This is a genomic window from Streptomyces sp. DSM 110735, from assembly GCF_016482685.1.
GTDB lineage: Bacteria > Actinomycetota > Actinomycetes > Streptomycetales > Streptomycetaceae > Streptomyces.
In genome coordinates this window covers 62,446-87,335 of record NZ_JACYHF010000003.1, presented here as the reverse complement: position 1 = coordinate 87,335, position 24,890 = coordinate 62,446, and the positions used below count along the sequence as shown (strand labels likewise).

Annotated in this window: 22 protein-coding genes; 10 read left to right on the top strand and 12 right to left on the bottom strand. The window is 73.1% G+C overall.

What is annotated here, in order from left to right; translation table 11 throughout:
* Positions 1 to 12: 12 nt before the first annotated feature.
* From IF655_RS05820 to IF655_RS31045, 5 genes are all read right to left on the bottom strand, one after another.
* On the bottom strand, positions 13 to 2,754 hold the full coding sequence (locus IF655_RS05820) for a SpoIIE family protein phosphatase/ATP-binding protein (protein WP_206775501.1): 2,742 nt from the start codon (positions 2,752 to 2,754) through the stop codon (positions 13 to 15).
* 65 nt (positions 2,755 to 2,819) lie between these two features.
* Positions 2,820 to 3,161: a DUF1232 domain-containing protein gene (locus IF655_RS05815; RefSeq protein ID WP_199582518.1), complete on the bottom strand. Its 342-nt coding sequence runs from the start codon at positions 3,159 to 3,161 to the stop codon at positions 2,820 to 2,822.
* 101 nt (positions 3,162 to 3,262) lie between these two features.
* A complete protein-coding gene (locus IF655_RS05810) occupies positions 3,263 to 4,438 on the bottom strand; it encodes a hypothetical protein (protein WP_199582515.1) in 1,176 nt (391 codons plus the stop codon).
* Positions 4,439 to 4,671: 233 nt separating this feature from the next.
* Complete coding sequence (locus IF655_RS05805) at positions 4,672 to 6,036, bottom strand: FAD-dependent oxidoreductase (RefSeq protein WP_199582512.1); 1,365 nt, start codon at positions 6,034 to 6,036, stop codon at positions 4,672 to 4,674.
* A 214-nt stretch (positions 6,037 to 6,250) separates the two neighbouring features.
* On the bottom strand, positions 6,251 to 8,818 hold the full coding sequence (locus IF655_RS31045; protein WP_242488573.1) for an NlpC/P60 family protein: 2,568 nt from the start codon (positions 8,816 to 8,818) through the stop codon (positions 6,251 to 6,253).
* A gap of 494 nt (positions 8,819 to 9,312) precedes the next feature.
* Between IF655_RS31045 and IF655_RS05795 the strand changes: the two genes are divergently transcribed.
* On the top strand, positions 9,313 to 11,337 hold the full coding sequence (locus IF655_RS05795; protein WP_199583313.1) for a DUF1996 domain-containing protein: 2,025 nt from the start codon (positions 9,313 to 9,315) through the stop codon (positions 11,335 to 11,337).
* A 76-nt stretch (positions 11,338 to 11,413) separates the two neighbouring features.
* Here the strand turns inward: IF655_RS05795 and IF655_RS05790 are convergent, their stop codons facing one another.
* Positions 11,414 to 12,055: a bifunctional 2-polyprenyl-6-hydroxyphenol methylase/3-demethylubiquinol 3-O-methyltransferase UbiG gene (locus tag IF655_RS05790; protein ID WP_199582510.1), complete on the bottom strand. Its 642-nt coding sequence runs from the start codon at positions 12,053 to 12,055 to the stop codon at positions 11,414 to 11,416.
* A 110-nt stretch (positions 12,056 to 12,165) separates the two neighbouring features.
* Here IF655_RS05790 and IF655_RS05785 point away from each other — a divergent pair, with 110 nt between their 5' ends.
* The 5 genes from IF655_RS05785 (at position 12,166) to IF655_RS05765 (ending at position 17,484) form a co-directional block, all read left to right on the top strand.
* Positions 12,166 to 12,624, top strand: coding sequence for an NAD(P)H-dependent oxidoreductase (locus tag IF655_RS05785; protein ID WP_199582507.1), 459 nt, complete (start codon positions 12,166 to 12,168; stop codon positions 12,622 to 12,624).
* A gap of 286 nt (positions 12,625 to 12,910) precedes the next feature.
* Positions 12,911 to 15,034, top strand: a complete 2,124-nt coding sequence (locus IF655_RS05780; RefSeq protein WP_199582504.1) for an acetoacetate decarboxylase family protein — start codon at positions 12,911 to 12,913, stop codon at positions 15,032 to 15,034.
* 53 nt (positions 15,035 to 15,087) lie between these two features.
* Positions 15,088 to 15,456 carry a hypothetical protein gene (locus IF655_RS31425; protein ID WP_199582501.1) on the top strand — a complete coding sequence of 123 codons (369 nt, stop codon included), beginning with the start codon at positions 15,088 to 15,090 and terminating at the stop codon, positions 15,454 to 15,456.
* A gap of 126 nt (positions 15,457 to 15,582) precedes the next feature.
* Positions 15,583 to 16,836, top strand: a complete 1,254-nt coding sequence (locus tag IF655_RS05770; RefSeq protein WP_199582498.1) for a beta-ketoacyl synthase — start codon at positions 15,583 to 15,585, stop codon at positions 16,834 to 16,836.
* A 138-nt stretch (positions 16,837 to 16,974) separates the two neighbouring features.
* Positions 16,975 to 17,484 carry a hypothetical protein gene (locus IF655_RS05765; RefSeq protein WP_199582495.1) on the top strand — a complete coding sequence of 170 codons (510 nt, stop codon included), beginning with the start codon at positions 16,975 to 16,977 and terminating at the stop codon, positions 17,482 to 17,484.
* Between the two features lie 12 nt (positions 17,485 to 17,496).
* On the opposite strand, the gene nhaA is transcribed toward IF655_RS05765, so the two are convergent.
* Positions 17,497 to 19,380: a Na+/H+ antiporter NhaA gene (nhaA, locus tag IF655_RS05760; protein ID WP_199583312.1), complete on the bottom strand. Its 1,884-nt coding sequence runs from the start codon at positions 19,378 to 19,380 to the stop codon at positions 17,497 to 17,499.
* A complete protein-coding gene (locus tag IF655_RS05755; protein ID WP_199582492.1) occupies positions 19,377 to 20,516 on the bottom strand; it encodes a PP2C family protein-serine/threonine phosphatase in 1,140 nt (379 codons plus the stop codon). The genes nhaA and IF655_RS05755 overlap by 4 nt, the downstream gene beginning before the upstream one ends.
* 179 nt (positions 20,517 to 20,695) lie before the next feature.
* Between IF655_RS05755 and IF655_RS05750 the strand changes: the two genes are divergently transcribed.
* The 3 genes from IF655_RS05750 to IF655_RS05740 all read left to right on the top strand — a co-directional run bounded on the left by IF655_RS05750 (position 20,696) and on the right by IF655_RS05740 (position 21,923).
* Positions 20,696 to 21,286: a hypothetical protein gene (locus IF655_RS05750; protein ID WP_199582489.1), complete on the top strand. Its 591-nt coding sequence runs from the start codon at positions 20,696 to 20,698 to the stop codon at positions 21,284 to 21,286.
* A gap of 129 nt (positions 21,287 to 21,415) precedes the next feature.
* Complete coding sequence (locus tag IF655_RS05745) at positions 21,416 to 21,652, top strand: hypothetical protein (RefSeq protein ID WP_199582486.1); 237 nt, start codon at positions 21,416 to 21,418, stop codon at positions 21,650 to 21,652.
* A gap of 7 nt (positions 21,653 to 21,659) precedes the next feature.
* Positions 21,660 to 21,923, top strand: coding sequence for a hypothetical protein (locus IF655_RS05740; protein ID WP_199582483.1), 264 nt, complete (start codon positions 21,660 to 21,662; stop codon positions 21,921 to 21,923).
* Positions 21,924 to 21,994: 71 nt separating this feature from the next.
* On the opposite strand, the gene IF655_RS05735 is transcribed toward IF655_RS05740, so the two are convergent.
* Entirely contained in the window at positions 21,995 to 22,426 is a 432-nt protein-coding gene (locus IF655_RS05735; RefSeq protein WP_199582481.1) for a hypothetical protein, read from the bottom strand.
* Between the two features lie 159 nt (positions 22,427 to 22,585).
* Between IF655_RS05735 and IF655_RS05730 the strand changes: the two genes are divergently transcribed.
* Positions 22,586 to 23,107 carry a hypothetical protein gene (locus IF655_RS05730; protein ID WP_199582478.1) on the top strand — a complete coding sequence of 174 codons (522 nt, stop codon included), beginning with the start codon at positions 22,586 to 22,588 and terminating at the stop codon, positions 23,105 to 23,107.
* A gap of 40 nt (positions 23,108 to 23,147) precedes the next feature.
* Here IF655_RS05730 and IF655_RS05725 read toward each other — a convergent pair whose 3' ends face one another.
* The 3 genes from IF655_RS05725 to IF655_RS05715 form a co-directional block, all read right to left on the bottom strand.
* Positions 23,148 to 23,468, bottom strand: coding sequence for a hypothetical protein (locus tag IF655_RS05725; RefSeq protein ID WP_199582475.1), 321 nt, complete (start codon positions 23,466 to 23,468; stop codon positions 23,148 to 23,150).
* A 41-nt stretch (positions 23,469 to 23,509) separates the two neighbouring features.
* Positions 23,510 to 23,665, bottom strand: coding sequence for a hypothetical protein (locus tag IF655_RS05720; protein WP_199583359.1), 156 nt, complete (start codon positions 23,663 to 23,665; stop codon positions 23,510 to 23,512).
* Positions 23,666 to 23,768: 103 nt separating this feature from the next.
* Complete coding sequence (locus tag IF655_RS05715) at positions 23,769 to 24,854, bottom strand: hypothetical protein (protein WP_199582472.1); 1,086 nt, start codon at positions 24,852 to 24,854, stop codon at positions 23,769 to 23,771.
* Positions 24,855 to 24,890 lie beyond the last annotated feature (36 nt).

The following is a 24,890-nucleotide window of genomic DNA, read 5'->3' as shown; positions in this document are numbered from 1 at the left end:
CTCCAGCCGAGGTCACGGCAGCGGCTGCTCCGCCCAAATGATCTTGCCGGTGGGGGTGTACCGGGTGCCCCAGCGGTCCGCGATCTGCGCCACCAGGAACAGCCCCCGGCCGCCCTCGTCGGTGCTCGCCGCGTAGCGCAGGTGCGGTGAGGTCGTCGTACCGTCGGAGACCTCGCAGATCAGCGAGCGGGCGAGCAGCAGCCGTACGCCGATGGGACCGCGTCCGTAGCGGATGGCGTTGGTGACCAGCTCGCTCAGGATCAGCTCCGTGGTGAAGGTCAGCTCCTCCAGGTTCCAGTCCGCGAGCTGCCGGGTCACCTTCGCCCGGATCTCCGAGACCGCCGCCGGATCGGCGGGCACCTCCCACTCGGCCACGCGGTCCTCGCCCAGGATCCGCGTCTCGGCCACGATGAGCGCCACGTCGTCGGCGGGCCGCAGCGGCAGCCGGTCGAGGACGACCTGGCAGGTCTCCTCCGGCGAGGCGTCCGGCGCGTGACCGAGCGCGTCGCGCAGCAGGTCGAGACCCACGTCGATGTCCCGGTCCCGGTCCTCCACCAGACCGTCGGTGTAGAGCACCAGACGGCTGCCCTCGGGCAGCTCCAGCTCCGCCGTCTCGAACGGCAGCCCGCCCAGACCCAGCGGGGGACCGGCGGGCACGTCCGGGAACTCCACCCGGCCGTCCGGGTAGACCACCGCGGGCGGCAGATGACCGGCGCGCGCGATGGTGCAGCGCCGGGACACCGGGTCGTACACCGCGTACAGACAGGTCGCCCCGGTCACCGCTGCCGCGCCGTCCGCCGGGGTCTCGTCCTGGTCGATCCGGCCCACCAGCTCGTCCAGCAGACCGAGGAGTTCGTCGGGCGGCAGGTCGAGCGAGGAGAAGTTGTGCACCGCCGTGCGCAGCCGTCCCATCGTCGCCGCCGCGTGCAGTCCGTGCCCGACCACGTCACCGACCACGAGCGCGACCCGGGCGCCCGGCAGGGGCAGCACGTCGAACCAGTCGCCGCCCACTCCGGACTGCGCGGGCAGATAGCGGTAGGCGATGTCCAGGGCGTCCTGCGCGGGCAGCGAGCGGGGCAGCAGGCTGCGCTGGAGCGTGACCGCCATGCTGTGCTCGCGCGTGTAGCGGCGGGCGTTGTCGATGGACACCGCCGCCCGCGCCACCAGTTCCTCGGCGAGGGTGACGTCCTCGGCGTCGAAGGGCTGCGGCTTCTCCGAGCGCCAGAAGTTGGCCACCCCGAGGATCAGGTTGCCCGTCCTCAGCGGCACCGTGATCAGCGAGTGGATGCCGTACTCCACGATCTCCCCGGTGCGCTCCACGTCCTGCGCGCGCCAGCCCGGCGCGTCCCGCAGGTCCGGCTCCACCACCGACTGCCCCGTGGCGAGACTGCGCGCCTGCGGGGAGGTCGGCACGAACCGGATGTGCTCGCCCAGCGGATACAGCGGGGCGTCCTTGCGGATGCCGCTGTACGCCGCCCGGCGCATGTCGGTGCCCGGCTTGGGCTCCTCGCCGTTCAGCACCGCCTCGAACAGGTCCACCGTCACGAAGTCCGCGAACCGGGGCACCGCCAGCTCGGCCAGCTCCTGCGCCGTACGGCTCACGTCCAGGCTGGTGCCGATGCCCACCCCGGCGTCGTACAGCATGTTCAGCCGCTCGCGCGCGACCTCCGCCCGGCCGGACAGGGCGCGCAGCTCGGTGGAGTCGCGCAGCGTGGTGACGCTGCCGGGCGGACCGCCCTCCAGATCGGTGGGGCGCTGGTTGATCGCGACCAGCTTGTCCTTGACCAGGTGCACCTCGTCCGTCGCGACCCGCCCGGAGGCGAGGAGACCGGCCGTCTCGTCGTCCAGGCCCAGATCGAGGACGCTGCGCATCTCGGCGTCGTCGGGCAGGTCGAGGAGGCGGTGCGCCTCGTCGTTGGCGAGCAGCAGCCGCCCGTCGCCGCCGACGATCAGCACACCCTCCCGGACGGCGTGCAGCACCGCGTCGTGGTGCTCGTACATCCGGGTCATCTCGTAGGGGCCGAGGCCGTGCGTCTGCCGCAGCAGCCGCCTGCTGACCAGCGCGGTGCCCGCCGTTGCCAGCGCGAGCGCCGCCGCTGCCGCCGCGAGGAGCAGCGGCACCTGCTGGTCTGCCGCGCCGCCGACGTGCGCGGTGGTGATGCCCGCGGACACCAGCCCGATCACCTTGCCGCCGGAGTCCCGCACCGGCACCACGACCTGGACCAGCGGGCCTATGGTCCCGTTCAGGTGCTCGACGACCGTGCCCCCGTTGAGCGCGGGTCCGATGGTGCCGACGAACTTCTTGCCGATGCGGTCCGGGTTGGGATGCGTGTAGCGGATGCCGTCGGTGTTCATCACGACGATGAAGTCCACGTTGGACACCTTGCGCGCGGCTTCCGCGCTCGGCTGGAGCGCCGCCGTCGGGTCCGGGGCGCGCAGCGCCGCCGCCGTGCCCGGAGCGTTGGCGAACGACCCGGCGGCGGCGAGCGAACGGTTGCGCGCCTCCAGATCGCTGTCGTGCCGCACCTGGAGCACCTGTGCCACCACGGCAGCGACGACAAGCAGCAGCACGATCACGACCTGGAGGATGAACACCTGCCCCGCGACACTGCGCGCGGACACCGCCGCCCGCAGCACGCCGGGCTGGGAGCCGGGCCCTGGCGTACCGTCCGGTCGGTGCGCGCCGAAGGGCGCGCGCGGATGCCCGAACGAACGGGGCGTCCGCGTGTCGGGCCGGCCGGGCAGTCGCACCATGTGCCCATGTCTACACTGCCCGGCCCCATCAGGCGAGACCGTCACAGCCGGTGATCGTCGGCGCACTACCAGGACCGCCCCGACGACCCGTCCGGACGCCCCCGCTTCACCTCGGCGGCGGGAGCCTGTACGGGTTCCTCCGTAAGGGGGCGCGGGGGCCGCATGGAGCGCAGGGCGAGCAGCAGCACGCCGATGTCGTCCAGATAGACCGGATCGGGCAGCAGGTCGGTCGGCAGCAGCAGATAGACGACCGCGCCCCAGAACACCCAGCGCGGTCCCGTCGGCAGCCCCGCCCGCCGCAGCCCGCGCCGGGTCCGCACCAGCCGCACCAGCAGCACGACCGCGACGGCGAGCACCCCGGCCGCCACGACGGCGGCCACCAGCAGCAGGATCGTGGTGGAATCCATACGGTCTCCCTCCCCTTGTCGCCCCGGGCGGCGCGAACCGCCCGGGACCGTACGTCTTCCCTCTGCCCGCCGCGCGCCGCCCTACGGCACCCGCGGCCCGCTCACTCCGGCCGGTCCGCCTCGCCGCCGCCCGACGACGCCCCGGGGACGGACCCGGACTTCGCGCCCTTCGGGCTGAACCTCAGCCGCTCGAACGTCCGCGTGAGCTGCTGCAACGGCGAACCCGTCCGGGCGTCCGCCCGCTGCTGGGGCAGCCCGGCGGGCGCCGGCTCACGGTAGGCGGCCAGCGCCTCGTGAGCCTCCTCGGCGGCCTGCCGGTACAGGTCCCGCGACGTGGTCATCGCCTCCAGCGCCTCCGCGTACCGCGTCACCCGCTGCCGCTCGCGCTCCAGCTCCTCCTGGAGCGTCATCAGCGTCCAGTGGTCCCGCAGCTCCGTCAGAGCCTCCCCGAGACCCCGGGGCAGCGGCCGGGAGAGCCCCACGAAACGCCGCAGCGCCCCGACCAGTTCGGTGGGCTCGGAGCCGTCCAGGAACACGCTGCGCACGCTGAAGTCGCCGCTGCCGTAGTCCTTCGGCGCCGGGTCCGGGGGCAGCAGTACGGCACCGCCGCGCGGCACCTGGACCCCGAGGTCCTTCAGCGCCCAGTTCACCCCGCGGAACTGCTGCGGGCTCGCCCGGTGCTCCACGACGCGGTGCCGCAGACCCGCCGGAAGGAGCCCGGCCAGCGGCAGGCGGCCACGCTCGTCCGGGGTCATCGCCTCGTGCACGACCAGGTTGACGCACCAGGCGTCCTTCGCCGCCTCCCGCAGCCTGCGCCGCATCTCCTTGTCGTCCGCCGGAAGCGGGTTGACCTGCCGGAACCGCACACCCGCGACGGTGGGGTGGTGGTCCCAGCCGCTGTCCTGCGGGGCGCCGCCCTCGGGCCAGAACAGCGTGGCGGGCGACGGCCACGACTCGTCCCACGGCCGCTCCGCCTCCGCGACCAGCCGCCACTCGCACCCCTCCGGGCGTCCCGTACGGGGCAGGAGGGTCATCCGGGCCCGCACGGTGACCGCGCCCCCGGCGCGCCAGCGGGCCTCGAAGACGTGCGGTCCGGGGGCGTCGGTGTCCCCGTCCCCGGGGACGGCCGGTTCGGCGAAGTCGTCTATGTCCCCGCTCTCCTTGCGCCGCCGCAGGGTGCGGCGCACGACCTCCTCGGGGGCGGGGCCGGTGTGACGGCCCCGCGCCGCCCAGAGGGTCTCGGGAACGGTGTCGCGGTCGGTGGCGGAGTTCGACATGGGCCAATTCTGCTGATGGAGGCGGGTGCGTCCTCCAGTATCACCGTTCGGGTGCGCCGGGCTGCGGCCGGTCCCCTCGACGGCGCGTCGCCCGTTCGGACGCCGCCCGCGCCGTCCACGTGGGAGAACGCCGCAGGGCGCGCCGAGACCCCCGGGAACCGGCTCGCGGTCCCCGGGGGTCTCGGTCTTCAGTTCGTACCTGTCCTGCGCGGCGGGGTCGCCGCCCGCGTGGCTCAGGCGCCGCTCTCGCGGAGCATGTCCTCGCGCTCGACGAGCTTCACGCGGGCGCGGCCCTGCGGCTCACCGAGGGCGCGCTCGGCGGCGTCCAGCTTGTACCAGCCCTCCCAGGTGGTGAAGCGGACGCCCCGCTCGGCCAGGAACGCCTCCACCGCCTCCGGCTCGGGCGTCGCCGGGGTCTGCAGACGGCCGCCCGCGTAGTCCTCCAGCAGGTTGGCGACCGTCTCGTTGGCGTCGCCCTTGGTGTGGCCGATGAGACCGACCGGACCGCGCCGGATCCAGCCCGTGACGTACGTGGACTGCAGGTGGTTGCCGCTCTCCTCGATGACGCGGCCGCCCTCGTCCGGGACGGTGCCCGTCTCCAGGTCCCAGGGCAGCTTGGGCAGCTTCTCGGAGAGGTAGCCGACCGCGCGGTAGACCGCGGTGACGTCCCAGTCCTTGAACTCGCCGGTGCCCTTGACGTTGCCGGTGCCGTCGAGGGCGGTGCGCTCGGTGCGCAGGCCCACGACCTTGCCGTCCTCGCCGAGGATCTCCGCCGGGGACTCGAAGAAGTGCAGGAAGAGCTTGTGCGGGCGGTCGCCGACATCGCGGATCGCCCAGTTCTCCAGGGTCTTGGCGACCATGTCGGACTGCTTGTTGCCGCGCCGGGTCTCGATGGAGCCCGCGTCGTAGTCGATGTCCTCGGGGTTGACGATGACCTCGATGTTCGGGGAGTGGTCCAGCTCGCGCAGCTCCATCGGGCTGAACTTCGCCTGCGCCGGGCCACGGCGGCCGAAGACGTGGACCTCCAGGGCCTTGTTGGCCTTCAGACCGTCGTAGACGTTCTGCGGGATCTCCGTCGGCAGCAGCTCGTCCGCCGTCTTGGCGAGGACGCGGGCGACGTCCAGGGCGACGTTGCCGACGCCGAGCACGGCGACCTTCTCGGCCTCCAGCGGCCAGGTGCGGGGCACGTCCGGGTGACCGTCGTACCAGGACACGAAGTCGGCGGCGCCGTAGGAGCCGTCCAGCTCGATGCCGGGGATCGACATCTCGCGGTCGGCCATCGCGCCGGTGGAGAAGATCACCGCGTCGTAGAAGGCGCGCAGGTCGTCCAGGCTGAGGTCGGTCGGGTAGTCGACGTTGCCGAAGAGGCGGATCTGCGGCTTGTCGAGCACCTGGTGCAGGGCCGTGATGATGCCCTTGATGCGCGGGTGGTCCGGCGCGACGCCGTACCGGATCAGGCCGAACGGGGCGGGCATCCGCTCGAAGATGTCGATGGACACGCCGGGGTCGGCGGCCGTCTCGGACTTCAGCAGGGCGTCGGCGGCGTAGATCCCGGCGGGGCCGGCTCCGACGATGGCTACCCGCAGGGGGCGCGGCATGATCAGGTTCCCTTCGAGCGTGGACAGGCGACTCGATCAGGAAGCCTAAGCTAAGGCAGCCCTAAGTTAGTACACGGGTCCGGTCTATGGACTCATAAGGCTTTCTTATGGGGCGATAGGTCGGGTTATGGGGTCAGGTGTGGGTTCTGACCCCATGTGTGACTGGTGGTCTGTGTGACCAGGTCGGTATGACTGGTGGTCCTGGCCGGGTGGGTCAGGCGGGGCGGATCACGCGGTGGATCGCCGCCTCGCCCGCGCCGTAGATCGACTCCTCGCGGATGAGGGCGCCGGGGCCGGGGGCGTGGATCATCGTGCCGTTGCCGACGCAGAGCCCCACGTGCCGGTCGTCCTCGAAGAACAGTACGAGGTCACCGGGCTGGATCGCGGCCAGGGTCACCGGGCTGCCCCCGAGCGCCTGCTCCGCCGCGGCACGCGGCAGCGCGACCCCGGCCGCCCGCCACGCGCCCTGCGTCAGGCTGGAGCAGTCGTACGAGTCCGGTCCGGTCGCTCCCCAGACACACGGCTTCCCGAGCTGCGCCCGCGCGAACGCGATGGCCTTGGCGGCACGGACCGCGTGCGCGGACTCGCTGGCGGCGGGGGTGGCGGGTGCGGCGGTGGGGAAGCCGGTGGTGGCCTGGGCGGGGGGCTGCTGGGGGTAGGCGGGGGCGGCGGCTGCCGGGGGCATGGTGGGAGCGGGCTGGGGGGCTGCCTGCGGGGCGGCGGGCGGCGCGGGTGGGGCCGCGGCGGTGGCCTGGGCCTGCGGGGGCGGGAAGGTGAACGAGCCGGTCTGGTACGCGGCGGAGGGTGCGGCCGGGGGTGCCGCGGGGGCGCCCATCTGCGCCATCGCCGGGTCGGGCATGGGCGTCGCGCCTGCGGTTGCCGCCTGGTACGCGCCAGTCTGGAGGGTCGCCGGGTCAACGGCGGGGAACGCGCCCGTGCCGCCCGCCTGCTGCGTCGCGGGGGCGGCGGTGTCGAACTGGCCCGTGGCGCCCGCCTGGAGCATCCCCGCATCGACCGCCGGGTTCACCGGAACCGTGCCGGTGCCGACCTGCTGGGGCGACGCCGGGGCGGCGGCAGGGAAGGCTTGAGCGCTCGCGGTCTGCGGGGAGTCGGCGGGGGGCTGCTGCGGCATCGCGGCGGCAACTCCCGGGAACGTGCCCGTGTTTCCGGCCTGAGCGGCGCCGCTCGCGGCCGACGGGAACGTACCCGTGCCACCCTGCTGAGGCATCCCTTGAGCAACTCCCGGGAAAGTCCCGGTGCTTGCGTCCTGCGCCGGATACGCCCCGGCGGCGCCGACTCCGGCGAAGGCTCCCGCGTTGGCGGCTTGCATCGCGCCGGTGTCGGCTGCCGGGTAGGCACCCGTGCCGCCCTGCTGGGGCATCGCGACGCCAACTCCCGGGAAGGTTTCCGCGTTTGCTGCCTGAGGCGTGCTGGTGGGAGCCGTCGGGAACCCGCCCGTGTTTCCCGCCTGAGCCGTCGCCGGGTCCACGACCGGGTAGGCACCCGTACCGCCCTGCTGGGGCATCGCCGCCCCAACCCCGGGGAACGACCCCGTGTTTGCCGCCTGGGGCGCACTGGTGGGTGCCGTCGGGAACCCGCCCGTGTTCCCCGCTTGAGCCGTCGCCGGGTCCACGACCGGGTACGCACCCGTGCTGCCCCCCTGGAGCCTCCCCGGGAAGTTGCCCGTACTCCCAGTCTGGAACGCGCCCGTGTCCCCCACCGGGTACGCCCCCGTGGCTCCGGCGGGCACCGCGCCCGCACCCGGAGTTGTTGCAGGCGTCGGCGACGGCGTCGGCGGGAAGTACGCGAGCGACCCCGTGTCCGTGACCGCGTCCGGGATGGCCGCGTACGCCGCCCACGCACCGGTGTCGGTGACGGGCGCGGCGGCGGGAGGTGCGGACGCCCACTGCTGGGGCTGCTGCCACTGTCCCGTGGCCTGCGCCTGGCCCCCCGGCTGAGCCTGGGACGCGGGCTGAGCGGGCTGAGCAGCCTGGACCGGCGGTCGCTCGGGCCGTGCGGAAGGCGTCGTCGGCGGCACCGGGTGCCGGGTGAGGAGCTGGTTGGCGGAGGCGAGCTTGTCCTGGTACTCGGACTTGGCCTCGGTGCCGGGCGGCGTGGCGGGCAGTCCGCTGGACGCGCGGACGGCGGCTTCCTGGGCGACGGCCGGGGCGGGACCGGCGGGCGGCGCGGCGAGCGCGGCACCGGCGGGCGCGCCGTACGCCATCGGCTCCGGCGGTCCCGCGGTCATGGCGGGCAGCGGGATCAGACCGCTGGTCTCGGTCATGCCCGGTCCGGCGAAGCCCGGCGGCGTCGGGGTGGGGAAAGCGGCCTGCGCGGGCGGGAGCTGAGCGGCGGGCGACCCCGCCTCCAGGGCTGCCGGAGGCCGCGCGCCCGGGAGGGCGGGCGTGGGACCGCCGACCGGCAGCTCCGGCGTCGCGCGCCCCCCGGAGGGTCCGGCGCCGAGCGCGGGCGGGGAGGGGGCGGTGAGTTCGGGGGCGTAGTCGGTGCGGCCGCCCGAGGTGATCTCCGGCATCCGGTCCGGCGGCAGCGCGGCCGGGACCGTCGGGCCCAGCTTGGCGCGGGCCACGTCGAACCACTGCTGGGCGAGGGCGTCCAGCGCGGGATCGGACCCGCCGCCCCGCTGCTTGGCCAGCGGCACCCCCCGCTTACGGGTGGCCGCCGCCATCGCGCGGGTCGCGTTGAAGTTGCCGGTGTCGTTCTCGGCACGGGCGTAGAGGGAGTCGATCCGCTTCCGCACCTCTTCGGGGTTCTCCGATGCCATGCGAGACGCGCTCCTTCCTCGCCCCGCGGGGCAATCGGGCCGGCGCGCCCGCGAGTCGGTCGAAACCCCCGCTCCGGGCGCCGCGGAGGGCTCACGGGGTGGGGAGCCGGGCGGCCTTGGCGTCAACCTAACCAACTTGTGTCACTCGTGTGAAGGTCGTCGGGTGGAATGTCCGATACGTATTTGTGATGTTCACGGCAGTGTTCGAGGGGGAAGTGGAGCGCACCCCCGGCGAGCTGGTGCCCCACACCCCGGGAGCCGTCGCACCGAGAGGGCGGCGCGCCTCATGTGACCCTTTTTTCTTATGAGTTCGTCCTGAATCCCCGGACCCGTTGAACACATCCGCACCGCCCCGCGTATGGGGTCCGGGACACCTCATGCCCCGACCGAGCACGCCCCGACCGACCACGACACGCAGGGGATCGACCTTGGAACCCAACAGGCGCAGACGCCCGACCGGCGCACGACGCGTGACCTTCGCCGCCATGGCACTGATGCTCGGCGGCGGTGGGCTCGTCGCGGCGAACGTCTACGCCTCGGCCTCCGAAGGCGGCTGGGGCGGGCAGGGCACGGAGGCGACCGGACAGGTCAAGTCCGCCGGGATGGCCACGATCGACTGCCCCGACGTGGGTACCCAGTTGACGAAGGTGCCGGAGGCTGCCCGCGCCGACGTGGACCGCGAACTCGCCACGCTGGACCAGCAGATCGCCGCCGCCTACCAGCAACTCCAGCAGTCGGCACCGGAGATACGCCAGGACCCGGCCGCCGCCGACGGCCCGATCATGAACCCGCTGAAGGACAAGCGGAAGGCGACCCTGGATCGCGTGGCCGACGCCATCGGTCGCACCGGGGACCGTCCCGAGGGTCTCGACGCGCTCGCCGCCTGCACCCTGCGCCCCGCCCAGAGCGCCCCCGGCGACAGCGCCTCGGCCGAGAGCACACCTCCCGCCGACACCCAGCCCCCCGCCGACAACGGCCAGAGCGCGGCACCCGGCCAGGGCGGCAACGGACCCGTCGCGGCGGACTACGCCGACATCAAGTCCGTACAGCCCAACGTGCCGCAACCGGCGAAGGGTTCGGACGCCTCCACCGGCTCCTTCACCTCCGAGTGCGGTGTCAACGCGAACGGTCTGCGCAACTCCGACAACGTCATCGTGGCCCCCGGTGTCTCCAACGGCGCCCACCACTTCCACGACTACGTCGGCAACCAGTCCAACACCGCCTTCGCCAGCGACGACGACCTCGCCAAGGCCGACACCTCCTGTGTCGACAAGGGCGACAAGTCCACGTACTACTGGCCGGTGGTGCGGCTGCAGAACGGCAAGCAGGAGAAGGACGCGGGCGCCCCGGGCGGCGGCACCGAGGGCAACGCGGGCGAGATCGTCACGCCCAAGCAGGTGACCATCACCTTCGAGGGCAACCCGCGCGGCAAGGTCACCGCGATGCCGAGGCTGCTGCGCATCATCACCGGTGACGCCAAGTCCTTCGTCAACGGTCCCGCCAACGCCAACGCGTCCTGGAGCTGCACCGGGTTCGAGGACCGGCAGCTCAAGGACAAGTACCCGCTGTGCCCGTCCGGTTCGGACGTGGTGCGCACCTTCCGCTTCCAGAGCTGCTGGGACGGCCGCAACACCGACAGCGCCAACCACCGTACGCACGTGGCCTTCGAGGGCCAGGACGGCGCCTGCCCCCAGGGCTTCGAGCCCATCCCGCAGTTGGTCCAGCGCATCGTCTACGACGTGGACGCGCCGAGCCTGAACGACGGCGGGAAGACCGTGCCGTTGTACGCGGTGGACTCCTTCCCCGAGCAGCAGCACAAGCCCGTCACCGACCACGGCGACTTCATCAACGTCTTCGACGAGGGCCTGATGGACCAGATGGTCGACTGCATCAACTCCGGGCGTACATGCGGTCCGCGCGGTGACGACGGCGGTGACAAGGGCGGCGACAACGGCGGCGACAACGGCGGCGCGACGGCGAACCCGGGCGACGGCGGCAACGGCGGCGACCAGGGCGACGGCGGCAAGAACGGCGACGACAAGGGCACCGCCGCGCCGTCCGACGGCGGCAAGCCCGGCGACTCCGCCACCGCGAGCAGCCCGGCCGAGCCGCCCAGGACCGACGCGACCGTCACCCCGACCGGCGGCACCAAGCACGACGGCCACGGCAAGGGCGGCAAGCAGGACGAGCCCGGCAGCACCGCCGGTCCGACCGAGACCACCAAGCCGGCCCAGGCGCCGAAGGCGGACCGCACCACGGCCCCCGCCGAGCGCACCACCGCCCCCACCGGCAAGGACACCGGGACCGCCGAGGCCACCGTCTCCGCCTCCGCTCCCGAGAGCACGGGCGCTGCAGCCGTCCCGCAGACCACGCCGCCGCCCGCCACCGGCACCGAGCCCCAGACGTCCGGCGGCAGCCTCGCGGAGACCGGCGCGCAGCTCTGGCCCGCCGCGATCGGCGTCCTGCTGGCGGGCTCCGGCCTGGTGATGTTCCTCCGGGCGCGGCGCCTGCGCTACTGACCCTGAGCGAACAGCCGTAGCGACAGGGCAGCGGCGGTGCGCGGGCGAGGAGCCCCGCACCGCCGCTGCCGTCGTCTCAGCCCTCGTCCCGGCGGCAGTACAGGAACACCTGCGGCTCGGGTCCGCCGTCCGGGTGCGCGGGCGTGAACATCACGTTCTCCTCCGCCAGCACCGACAGCCCGGAATCCGCCGCCAGTTGGGCGAAGTCCTCGGCGGCGAAGCTCGTCACCCGCACCGGCTGGCCCATGAACGTCACGTCCACGCCCTCCACGTCGACCGGCACCGTCGCCAGCACGGCGAGCCCGCCCGGACGGAGCGCGGCGGCCAACTTGCCTACCACGGACCGCTGTTCGCCGCGCGTCATCTGGAGCAGTGAGAAGTACGCGCACACCGCGTCGAACGACCCGACGGGGAGCGGCAGTTCACGGATGTCCGCGAGCCGGAACTCGGCTTCCGGGACCTGCCGCCGGGCCAACTCCACCATCACCGGCGAGACATCGATGCCGAGCACCCGGTGCCCCGCGTCCGCCAGCACTCGCGCCGTCGGCTTTCCCGTCCCGCTGCCCACGTCCAGCACCCGGCTGCCGGGTTTCAGCCGCTCCACCAGCCAGCCCAGCGAGGCGAGATGGGACGCGGAGGTGGCGAACGCCTCCTCATAGGCGAGACCCAGCGCGTCGAACACGACGGCTGCGGGTGCCCGCTGTTCTTCCTCGGCCAAGACGGCTCCTCCCGAATCCCGTTCGACTGCCCGGCATCGTCGCACCCCCGCCGGTGCGCCACAACGACCCCGTTTGCGGCTCCCGGTGCCCGCAGGGCACGCTTCCAGGCGTGCCCACCTTGCTGATCGTCCACCACACCCCCTCGCCGAACTGCCAGGAACTGTTCGAGGCGGTGCTCTCCGGGGCGCAGACGCCCGAGATCGAGGGCGTCCGCGTCGTACGGCGCGCCGCCCTCGCCGCGACCGCCTCCGACGTGCTGGAGGCCGACGGCTACCTCCTCGGCACGCCTGCCAACCTCGGCTACATGTCCGGCGCCCTGAAGCATTTCTTCGACCAGGTCTACTACCCCTGCCTGGACGCCACCCGGGGACGCCCCTTCGGCGCCTGGGTGCACGGCGGCAGCGACGTGACCGGCGCCCTGCGCGGTCTCGACGCGATCACCACCGGACTGGGCTGGCGCCGCGTCGCCGAGACCGTGACCGTCACCGGCACCCCCGCGAAGACCGACACGGAGTCCTGCTGGGAACTGGGCGCCACCGTGGCCGCCTCCCTGTCCGCCGAGGTCTGACCGGACGGTCCCGCCACCGCCCCGGTTAACCCGTTCGAGTGGTCGACCGGAGCGGATACGGCGGGCCTCCCGCACCGGCCGAGCGCCCCCTCGGCCGACCCGCCCGAGCGCCCTGCGGGCCCGGTTCCGCGCGGACCCGGCGGGTCTTCCGGCGGAGCCCTCGGCGCCCCCGTCACCGTCTCACCTGCGACCCGGACGGAAGTGCGGGCACGCAGACGCTGGCCGACGATGAAACCGAGGCCGTCTCCAGGGCCTGTCGTACACAGTCGAACCGAGGGAGCGTCGGATGCCAGCGGACGGCCACGCACCCGGACGGCCCATCAAGGGCGGACAGCACGACGACGGACGCGAGACGGCGGAACTGCTGCGGCGGTCCGCGCGCGAGGTGCTCGACGCCGCCGAGGGCATACGCGCGGTGGCGGCGCGCACCACGGCCGCGCTCTGCGCGCCCGCCCCCGCAGGACCGCGCCGCCGCCGCACCCGACTCTCCCCGGCCGCCCGCGCCGCGCTGCTGCGGGCCCTCACGGACCGCTGGGGTCTGGGCGCCCCGCCCGCCCGCGACGCCCGGGGTCTGGCCCGGATGCTCGGCGCGGGCGCCTCCGCTCTCGGCGGGGAGAACCTGGCCGCCAGGGTGGCCGTCACCGCACTGCGGCTGCGCACCGCCGCCCTCCTCACCGGCCACCCCGAACTCGCCCGCGAACCCGGCGTCCGCAGACTCCGCCGCGCCCTCACCGCACACCGCGACCGCGACGCCGTACGCGCCCTGCGCGGACTGTTCCGCACCCCGGACGCCCAGCGCTCCCTGGCCGGACTCACCGCCCTGATGACCGAACTGCCGCCCGTGCGCGCCCTGCTGGACGCCGAACCGGCGGACCGCGCGGGCGACCCCGAGGGCGGACCGGCGGGCGGAACCGGCGACGCGGCAGCCGAGGGCACCGCGCTCACCGGCCAGGAACGGCAGACCATCGCCACCGAGGGCTCCTTCCTCGGCTTCCTGCGCAACATCGAGACCCTGTCCTGCGCCGGACGCGTCCTCGTCCAGAACGTGCGCGGCCCCGACGGCGTCGTCCGCTACGTCGTCCAGGCACCCGGCACCGCACCCGGCCGCCCCCGCGACGACGCGCCGCCCGACGTGCTCGGCGCCTGGCAGGAGCAGTTCACGCCCGGCTCGCCCTACACCCGCGCCCTGCTGCCCGCCATCGAGGACCACGGCATCCCGCGCGGCGCCGACCTCGCACTGATCGGCCACGGCGAGGGCGGCACCGCGCTGCTCAACCTCGCCCAGGACCCCGAGTTCTGCGCCACCTACCGGGTCACCCACGTCGTCGCCGTCGGCTCCCCGCCCCACCGCGGCAAACCCGCCGACCCGCGCACCTGGGTCGCCCGCGTCACCGACGAACACGACATCGTGCCCGCCCCCGAGGGCCGGGGCGGCGCCGCCGAGGCGCACCCGAACCGCTACGAGGCCGAATTCACCGGCACGGCAAGGGAGTTCCCCCGCTCCCACACACTGCGCGGCTACCTGGAGCACCTGCGCACCACCGCCCCCGCCGTACGCGACGACATCGACCGCGCGCTCGCGCCGTACCGGGGACCCGTCGTGCGCACCCAGGCGTACCGCCTCAAGAACCGCGCCCACCCGCCGGACGGCCACCCCTTCCTCACCCTGCCCACCACGTCCCTCGCCACCACCCGGGGTCCGGTCTCGATGCCGGTGCGCTACCACGACTCCTCCTCGGCCCACCTGTGCTTCCCGGCCGACGCCGATGCCGTACGCGCGCTGCTGCCCCACGTCGCCTGGATGCGGCCGAGCACCCCGGCGCGCCGGGCGCTCGCGGTGCTGTCCCTGTACGAACACCGCAGCTCCACCATCGGCCCGTACACCGAGATCGTCCTGTCGGTGCTGGTCGACGACCTGTGGCGGCCCCGCCCCCTCGACCTCGCCACCGACCTGCTGCGCCGTGCCGACCTGCGCCGCACCGGCCGGTACGTCCTCTCGCTCGCCGTCACCAGCGAGGAGGCGCAGGTCGTCGCGCGGGAGATCTGGGGGCTGCCCGCGCTGCTCGCCCCCGCCGAAGCCGACCTGATGGGTCGTCATATCCGGTTCACCGCACCGGACATCGGCGTCACCGTCGAGGGGCGGCTCGGTCCGGGCGTCCGCTGCCCCGAGGCCGACTGGGTGCTCTACGGCAGGCGCGGCGAGAGCACCGTCCGCACCCTGGTCCGCACCAGCGGGCGCCCCCGGCTGCACCTCGGCGCGGGCGTGCGGCTGCGCCTGGACACCTCCGCCGCCGAACCCATGTCCGGGCAACTGCGCAAGCTCGGCGCCGACGGAGCGCCGCCGCTGTTCGTGCTGTCCTGCCCGCAGTCCATGGTCCACCGCAGTGCCGGGGCGGTGCTGCCGCGCTGAGACCGCCCCGAGAGACCGAGACCGCGACCGACCCCACGCGACCGGGAGCAGCCATGGTGACCGAGTCCCCCCGTACGACGCCGCGCGCGGCCGAACTCCTCGACCGGGCAGCCGGGTTGCGCGCCGACGCCGAGCTGATGGACGGCTACGCCCGCCGCCTCGTCGCCACCGCCAAGTCGCTTGCCACCTGCCCCGCCACCCCGGCCCACACCCGCCCCGCCCTGACCCGCCAGGCAGCCGCCTGCCGCCGCACCGCCCGCCAACTGCGCGCCGCGGCAGCCACGTTGCTCACCGCACACCCCGGTCTGGACGCCGTACCGATCGACCGCACGGGACGTTCGAGCGGGCGCGCCGGACGGTCGAGCGGTATGGCGGGACGGTCGTCCGCCGCCGTACCAGGGTCGTACGACGGCATCGCCTGAGCGGCGCCGCGTTCGCGCATACGGGTGGTAGCGGGCGCGGTCCTCGGCCGAACGAGTGTGGCGCGGCGGGCAGGGCGCCACAGGTCCGCATAATCACGGCACATGCAGCTCGTGAAATCAGGTGACATGAACCGGCGTCCCCCCGTGGCCGTCACCGGACTCGGACTGGTCACGCCGGCCGGGATCGGCAGGGACGCGGCGTGGGAGGGGCTGTGCGCCGGGCTCTCCACGGCGGCCCCCGACCCGGGGCTCGACGGGCTGCCGGTGGCGTTCTCCTGCCGGGTGCCCGAGCTGGACGCGGCCGGGCTCCTCGGGCACCGGCTCAGCCGCCGCCTCGACCGCTTCACCACCTTCGCGCTGCTCGCCGCGCGCGAGGCCGTGGCCGACGCCGGGCTCGGTACCGGCGTCGGCACCGGGCTCGGCGCCGACGGCTGGGAAGCCGCCCGGGTCGGCGTCGTCATGGGGGTGGGCACCGGCTCCATGCAGGGCTGGCAGGCGGAGTTCGACCGGCTCGCGGACCAGGTGCCCGACCGGGTCTCCCCGCTCGCGCTGCCGCGCAGCGTGCCCAACATGGCCGCCGCCGAGATCGCCCTCGACCTCGGGGTCACCGGACCCAACATGGTCGTCAGCACCGCCTGCGCCTCCGGCACGAGCGCGATCGGACTCGCCCGCGACTGGCTGCTGTCCGGCGCCTGCGACCTGGTCCTCGCCGGGGGCAGCGAGTCGGCCCGGCTGCCCATGACCGCCGCCTGCTTCGCCCAGATGCGCGCGCTGTCCCGCCGTAGCGACGCCCCGCACGAGGCGTCCCGCCCCTTCGACCGCGACCGCGACGGATTCGTCCTCGGCGAGGGCGCCGCCGTCCTCGTCCTGGAGCGCGCCGAGGACGCCCGCGCCCGGGGGAGCCGTCCCGCCGCCTACGTCTCGGGGTTCGGCGCCTCCTGCGACGCCCACCACTTCACCGCCCCGCACCCCGGCGGCGACGGCGCCGCCCGCGCCATCCAGGGCGCCCTCGCGGACGCGGGACTCGCCCCCGAGGACGTCGACCACGTCAACGCCCACGGCACCTCCACCCCCCAGGGCGACCTCGCCGAACACAACGCCCTGCACCAGATCTTCCGCAAGCCGCCGCCCGTCACCGCCGTCAAGGGCACCATCGGCCACGCCATCGGCGGCGCGGGCGCCATCGAAGCCGCCTGCACGGTCCTCACCCTGCGCCACCAGCTCATCCCGCCGACCGCCAACCTGCACACCCTGGACCCGGCGATCGACCTGGACGTCGTCGCCAAGGCGCCCCGCGCGCACGACATGCGGGCGGCCCTCAGCAGCTCGTTCGGCTTCGGTGGCCAGAACGCGGTGCTGGCGTTCACGGCCGCCGACTGAGCGCGGCGGCTGCGCCGGGCAGGGGACATCGGGCGAACAGTGCCGGGATACGGGAACCAGGACGTGACAATCGCGGTCTTACGGTCCGTCAACGGCCGGGAACGGCCCGGTCTCGTAGAAAACGGGTGAATCAGTCACATGTCCATCCGCAACCGCATGACACCGCTGACCACCGTCGCCCTCGGCGCGGGTCTGGTCCTCGCCGCCGTGACCCCCGCCCTCGCGGGTACCTCCCACACGCCCGCCCCGGCATCCGCCCGCCCCGCCGCCGTCACGACCGCCCAGGGCGACCCCCGCAACGTCACCCAGCGCGTCGCCGACTTCTACGGCGCCTACATCGACGCCGTCTGGGACGGCGAGGACCCGGCGAGCGCCGCCGACGCCAAGGCGCTCCGCGGCTTCTACCTCACCGCCTCCACCCGCAAGAAGGTCACCGCCTGGGAGCAGAGGAACCACGCCGACGGCATCCTCTTCGCCCAGAACACCCCGGTGAAGTGGAAGGCCGCGTACGCCGGTTCGGGCATGGGCCACGCCACCACCCGCGTCACCCTGACGTGGAGCGACGGCAAGCACCCCGAGGTCACCCGGATCGACGTCCAGTCGGACCTGACGACACGCAAGATCACGGACCTGAAGCAGGTGCGCTGAGGGGCGCCGGGGTCAGCCCGTGGTCAGCGCGGCGCGTTCCCGCGCGCTGCGGACGGCCTCGGCGAGACCGCTCAGGTCGTAGGAACCGCGGTACAGCCGCCCGTTGACGAAGAAGGTCGGTGTCCCCGCGACCCCGCTGAGGTCGGCCGACTCGACGTCCTCGGCCACCCGGGCGGCTCCCGCGTGGGTGCGCAGGTCCCGCTCGAAGCGGGCGGTGTCCAGGCTCAGTTCCTCGGCGTAGCGCAGCAGGTCGGAGACGCGCAGGGCGCCCTGGTGCGTGAGCAGGACGTCGTGCATGGGCCAGAAGGCGTCCTGCCGGGCAGCCGCCTCGGTCGCCTCGGCGGCCAACTGGGCGTGCGGGTGCACGTCGTCGAGCGGCAGATGGCGCCATACGTAGCTGACGTCGCCGTCGCCCGCGACCAGGTCGCGCAGGGCGGGCTCGGCCTGACCGCAGTACGGGCACTCGAAGTCGCCGTACTCCACCACCGTCACCGGGGCGTCCAGCGGACCGCGCACATGATCGCGGTCCCGGTCCACGGGGACGGCGAGGTCGGTGATGGTCTCCGCCGTCCCCAGCAGCGCCCGGGAGCGGCCGAGGTGCGGCAGCGCGTGGACGAGACCGGTGACCACCCAGGTCAGGACGAGGGAGACCGGCACGGTGGCGAGCACGCCCACCTTGGCACGGGTCAGCTCCTCGCCCCTGAAGGCGAGCGTGGCGATCAGCAGGGAGACGGTGAAGCCGACCCCGGCCGCCGTACCGCCCGCGAGCACCGAACCCCAGCCGACCGGCGGACGCAGCCTGCCGCGGCTCACCCGCGTGGTGACGAACTCCGCCGCGAAGACACCCAGCGGCTTGCCCACGACGTAGGCGACCAGGATGCCGAGGGTGACCGGTGAGCCGAGGCTGTCCACGAGCCCCGACCAGCTCACGTGGATACCGGCGTTGGCCAGGGCGAACAGGGGCACGATGACGTAGCTCGTCCACGGGTGGAAGAGCTGCTGGAGCCGCTCGTTAGGCGAGATCGCGGCGGCCAGCCCCTGGCGCAGGTTCCGCTCCAGCTCCGGGGTGGGCTGCTCCCGGAAGAGCCGGAACAGCCCGGTGGCCCGCTCCAGTTCGCTGCGCGAGGCGGGATAGGCGTAGGTGAGCAGCCCGAACGCCAGCCCGGTGACGACGGGATCGATGCCGGATTCCAGCAGCGCCACCCAGACACAGGCCGCCGCCACCGCGTACACCACGCCGTTGCGGACGCCCGCCCTGCGCAGGAGCAGCACCACCGCGAAGACGGCCGCGGCGGCGAGGAGCGCGGGCCAGGAGATACTGCCGCTGTAGGCGAAGGCGATGACCGCGAGGGCGACGAAGTCGTCGACCACGGACACGGTCAGCAGGAAGGTGCGCAGCGCCGACGGCAGACGCCTGCCCAGCAGAGCGAGTGTCCCGAGGGCGAACGCGGTGTCCGTGGACATTGCCGCGCCCCACCCGTGACCGGCGCCGTCCCCGGCGGCGAACGCCAGGAAGATCAGCACCGGGACGAGCATCCCGGTGAGCCCGGCGGCCAGGGGCAGCGCGACCCGGCGGCGCTCGCGCAGCTCACCCATGTCGAACTCGCGGCGCGCCTCCAGCCCGACCACGAAGAAGAACAGCGCCATCAGACCGCTGTTGATCCAGCCGCGCAGGTCCAGACCGAGCCCGGCGGAGCCCGCGCTGACCGCCACCCGCGTCGTCCAGGCGTTCTCGTAGACCCCCGGCGCGAAACCGGACCACACCAGCGCGGCGAGCACGGCGACCACCAGCACCAGCGCGCTGCCGGTCTCGGTGCGCAGGAAGTCCCGCAGCGGGGTGTGCAGGGACCTCGAACAGGCGGTCTGCCCGGTCCCCGAGGGGGCGGCGGCGGTCATCGGTGCGGTGCCCACCCGTGATGATGCCGGTGGTGATCGGCGGGCGCCCGGTGTACGGCGACCAGGGCCGCGTCGTCGCCGAGGCGCCCGCCGACGTGGGCGAGGAGGTCGCGGCGCAGGTGGTGCATCAGGGCCTCCGGGGTGTCGTCGGTCCAGCGGGCGACGCGGTCGGCCAGGGGATAGAAGCGGCCCTGGCTGTCGCGGGCCTCGATGACACCGTCCGTATAGAGGAGAAGGGTGTCGCCGGGGGCGAGGGCGAACGCGTCCACCGTGTGCTCGGTGTCGCCGTGGACGCCGAGCGGCGGGGAGGGGTGCAGGCTCGGGACGGAGACGTGGTGGCCGGGGCTCAGCAGCAGCGGGGGAGGGTGGCCGCAACTGGTCATCAGCGTGATCGAGTCCCCCTCCGGGATCTCCACCAGCAGCGCCGTCGCGAACCGCTCGCCCGCCTCCTCCGGGGTGTCCAGCTCGGCGGCGTACCGCGTGATGCTGCGGTCCAGCGCGGTCGCCAGCTCCCCGAGCGGCATGTGCCGGTGCGCGCTCTCCCGGAACGCGCCGAGCAGCAGCGCCGCCTCCCCGATCGCCGGAAGCCCCTTGCCCCGTACGTCCCCGATCAGCACCCGCACCGCGCCCTCGCCCGGCGTCACCGCGTACAGGTCCCCGCCTATCTGCGCCTCGTCCTCGGCCGCGAGATACAGCGACGCGATCCGCAACGGACCGATCTGCTCGGGCAACGGCCACATCAGCACGTGCTGCGCCGCCTCGGCCACACTGCGGACCTGCGCCAACTGCGCCTTCCGCCGCTCGCGCACGACGCTGTAGACCACGAGGATCACGCACAGCACGGCCAGGGTGACGAGCTGCACGATGTGGTTCGTCGTACCGATCCCACCGTGCTGATACCCGATGAGCACCTGCGCGGCGAGCGCGAGCGCCCCCACGAACGCGGTCGTCCGGGGTCCGGCCAGCGACGGCGTCAGCGCCGGAGCGATCACGAGTGCCGGTCCCAGATGTATGTCCGTCGGCACCCGCAGATCCACCACCGTGATCACCACGATCAGCGCGATCGGCAACAGCGGCAGCGCATGCGCCGAACGCACCGACCACCGCGGCCCCACGGCCCACCCTCCCGACCTCATTCCCCCAGGGTGCGCCACAACCCGCCCCCCGGCACGTCGTCACCCGCCGCCCGAGGGGGCCCTCACCTGGCCAGACCGCCGACGGGCAAGTTGGCGTCGCCAACGACTGGGTCCAGCGCCCCGAGTTCCCGGACTCGACCGGCCGCGACGGACGGCACAAGGCGTACGACGCCTAGGCCGTGGCCGACTTCGTCCGCGACCACATCAACAGGCACGCCGTCGAGCTGGAGCCCACCCGGCTCTACACTGCCCGCGACATCGAGGAGCTGACCGGCATCAAGGCGGGCAGCATCCGCGCCGACAAGTCCAAGGGCCGTTGGCCGCAGCCGGACGACACCAGCGGCCGGGCGGACAAGTGGCTCGGCTCCACCATCGCCACCATCGCCACCGCGCTCAGCGGGCGGCGCGGCTACCACGTCGCCACCACCGACGACGACTGCCAGGAGCCGCCCGCCGAACCCGCTACCGCGTTCCCGGCCACCACCGGCAGCGCCCAGCCCGGCCCCGAGGGACGAGTCCATACGATCACCACCCTCCACCCGATCTGGAAGCCCGGCGACGTCGTGCTCGACGCGGAAGGCGCCCTGCGTGTCCGCGCTACGGACAACGTGGCCTATCCCTGGGGGTACCCCGACGAGGGCGGCCTGCGTGACAAGTTCGGCGACCTCAGCCGCCACGACGGTGGTCTCCGGGACGAAGACCTGCGCCGCCCGCTCATCCTGCTGGTCCGCGATGGCCAGCCCATCGGCGGCCGACTCATCGAGGAGTGACCACCATGCCCGAGCCGCACCCGGTTCACCGCGACCTGCCCGCGCTCCACCGCGCCGAGGCTGCCGTGCTCCACGGACGCTGGACGATGTACGTCCACGGCCCCGACGGCGCCGCCGAGGTCGGTCCGGTTGATCTCGGCCCGGCCGATCCAGAGTACAACCGCCCGGACCGGCGACCCCGGCCGCTACCTGATCGACATCAACGGCATGGTGCCCGTCCTGCCCAAGGAGCAGGCGGGCCGCCAGCCCGCCGAGAACGGCTACGTCATCGAGGGCGCCGCCCGGAAAAACACCCGGACGGACGAGGGCTGGAGCCAGATCGGTGTCGAATGGTGGACGGCGCCGTGTCAGCCGACGAGGAGATGAGGACCCAGTGGGGCAGCGGATCATTCGGCAGCCGGACGGGCGGCTCGTGGTGTTCTCCAGCAACACGGACTCGCTGATCATCACCGACGCCACCGCCGAGGAGATCGTCGAGTGGCGGGCCGCCGAAGCGGCTAAGGAGGCCCGCCGTGCCAATCGAGCCGAACTGGAGCGCGTCCTCGACCCCGACAACCCGAGGCCGTACAGGCAGCTCATGCTTACCTGGGAGGGAGGCATCTCGCCTGAGCAGGAGGGCCGAGAGCGACTGGCCTGACATCGACGACTAGAGCCCGACCGCCGGCCGTCCACGAGCAGTGCCTGGGCGGCCGACACCTTGCCGCTCCGTCACCTGAAGACGCAGCAGTGCCTGAAGTCGAGCCCCGCTCCGGCTACTTCTTCATCGAGCCACCGCCTTGCGGTGCCGTAGCTCGGCATCAGGGAGGTGGGTCCGAGTGCGGGTCCTGCCGCAGTCCGGCCCGCCTCGGTGACGGACAAGCGGCGCCACGCGGCCCGGCTCCCACCGAAGACCAGGCCGAGACCGACGTACTCGGGGACGGCCTCCTCCGCACCAAGTTCGACCAGGCCCGCCTCCAGCAAGGCGGCTAGCGCCTGACCGCGCACCGCCTGTTCGAGGCTCCACGGGTCGTGGACGGACGGGATCTCGCTGGTGAGGCCCACGAGATAGCCGCTGTGCGTGGTCACCGTCCAGGAAGGAAAGCGCACGCCTGGAGTTCTGGCGCGGCAGATCGCCATGAGGACTTCGCTCGCAGGAGTCATGGCACGGATGCTGCCGGGCGACAGGTGCGCTGCCTGGCCCTCCGGACCAGAACCGGTGTGCCCCCGGCCACACCACAATGTCGCACATCTGCGCGCGAGTTGATCGTATGTGAGGCCAATGGGACGATCCGCAACTACCGCGCCATCACTGGGGGGAACATGCGGACCACCATCACCGCCGCCATCGCCGGGACCCTCGGAGTCATCGTCGGCGCCACCGGCTGGGCACTCCTCGGCCCGGAGAAGACCGTCACCGCCGACGCCAAGCCCGCGGCGACCAGTCCGGCGCCCACCGCGCCCACCGCGCCCGAGGGCGCTGGCCACCACTTCAAGACGGCCCAGGACCTGGCCGATGCCCTCGACCACGCCGGGTTCACTGTGTCGATGCTCCACAAGGACACCGAGGCCGCGTATGTCAGCGACGTCGGCGGGAGCGCCTACGACTTCACCGTCACCGACAAGGCCGGGAAGCCCGCGCCCGGCGACGCCGGGATCAACTGGTTCCCCAACGCTCCCGCGCTCACTGAGTGGAGCGGCGTCTCCCAGACCATGGGCGGCATCGCCGTCACGGGCGACACATGGGCCGTCAGCCTACCCACCACCACCGACACCGCCCGCGCCGACAGCAAGCGTCTCGCCCCGAAGATCGCGCACGTCCTCGGGGGCAAGGTGGTGCGCTGACCTCTACCGGGGTGAGAGCGGAGGCCCAGGAGAGCGCGTCCTACCCGGGTTCCCCGGCGTTCCCGCCATTGCGGCGGGGGCCGCGCCCGGCACGCGGCTGAAAGGCCAGCAACGCTTCCGCGTCCGGAAGGACGTCGTTTATGTGGGTGCGCTGAGGATCGCCCACCACCCTGGAGGTGCCCGCGCCCGCCTGCGTATCGAGCTGCTTCCGCAGACGGTTCCGCACGACGCGCACCTCATCTGTCGGTGGCGCCTGCTCCAGGGCTCGCACGACAGCGTGAGCCTGTATGCCCGTCAGGTACAGCGTGTACACGGTCTCTGCCTCGGCCAACCGGTCCAAGGCTTCTTCGAAGTTCGCCATGGGGGAGTAACAGCGCCCCAAGGCCGTAGAACACGGCTGGGTCACCGCTGCCATACGTCCGGGCCGCCGCCCTGCCACTCGATCAGCTCGGCGTGCTGCGCCACGTCCAGCTCGTCCCAACCCTCCAGACCTGCCCGCTCAAGGAAGACGGCCAGGTCGTGCAGGCTGAACGCCGTGCCGAGGGACCGGCCGTCCACGTGCATCGTTGGGCGGGGACACGGCGACGCTGCGGGAGGACATGCCGCCAGGCTCGCCTGCCGCCGTCCCCGCTGCGCGCCGGGCTACTCCGTTCGTGCCTGATCAGGCGGCTGTGGTGATCCCGTGCAGCTTGCTGAGCGAGTCGTCCAGCCACCGCATCAGGGCCTGCGCCATTAGGACGGCCCGCACCGCATGGGCCGGGGAGTAGGCGCCATCGTCGGCCTGGTGGATGGAGCCGTTGCGGTTGAACGAAGGCCGCCCCCGGCCACGCCTCCAGGACCGGAAGGCGGTGAGGAGTCCGGCGCCAACGAGCACCAACTCGACTTCCGCCACGGAAGCGTCATTCCACTCTTCTACATCCAGAGCTTGGAAGTGCTTGCGCGTATCTGCCTTGCCCCTCTCCGGGTCGTGCTGCAAGTAGTCGAGCACGTGTACGTACAGCAGCGTGTCCAGCGCCGTCGTAGCCGCCGCCTGCGCCGGCCCGTACAGGCCGACGCGCAGCGCAGACACCGAGTCGGCCACCAGGGACCGGAGTATCTGGTGCTCCGGGAGCGTGACCACCGCTAGCGAGGCGTCGACATCATTCGCGATCTCGGCAATGCGAGCCACGAGAACAGCGCTGCGGGCGTCGATGTCGGGTGCCGCGATCAGCTCCTCGACGATGCTGACTCGGGGGGCCCAGGCGAGGGAGGTACCGTCCTCCTCGTTGATCCGCATGACCTCACGCAGATCCTCCAGCGCCAGACTCCGCAGGTTCGCCGGGATCAGCTCCAGCGCCTGCTTGACCAGGTTGCCGAGGTTCCTGGACCAGGTCTGCCGGTGCGCGTCGAGAACCCGCCCCAAGTTGCGGGCGAAGTCCTGCTCGGCGGCGGTGAACGGCACCGTGGCGCGAGCGAGCCGCCGAATCTGCTCACCCATGTCCCGCCGGGCCAGCGCGGACGTGGCCGCCAAGGCCGCCGTCTTCTTCCCGAATTGGCTGAGGTCAGGGATCTGCTTCACCACGCCCTCGCGCAGCTTCTGGAGCGTCTGCTGATTGCTGGCCACCTTCCGGGTAAACTCCCGGACGTCCGTCTGGGGCACACGTGCGAAGGCGTTCTGCGGCTTCAGGCCGTCGGCATAGGGAGCTATGCCGGACGAGGTTGTGTCCATCTCCGGCTTCTGCGGGTGCTCGACATGCTCTTCACTCATGTCCGAGACCCTATGGCGCGGCACGGACAAGCATCC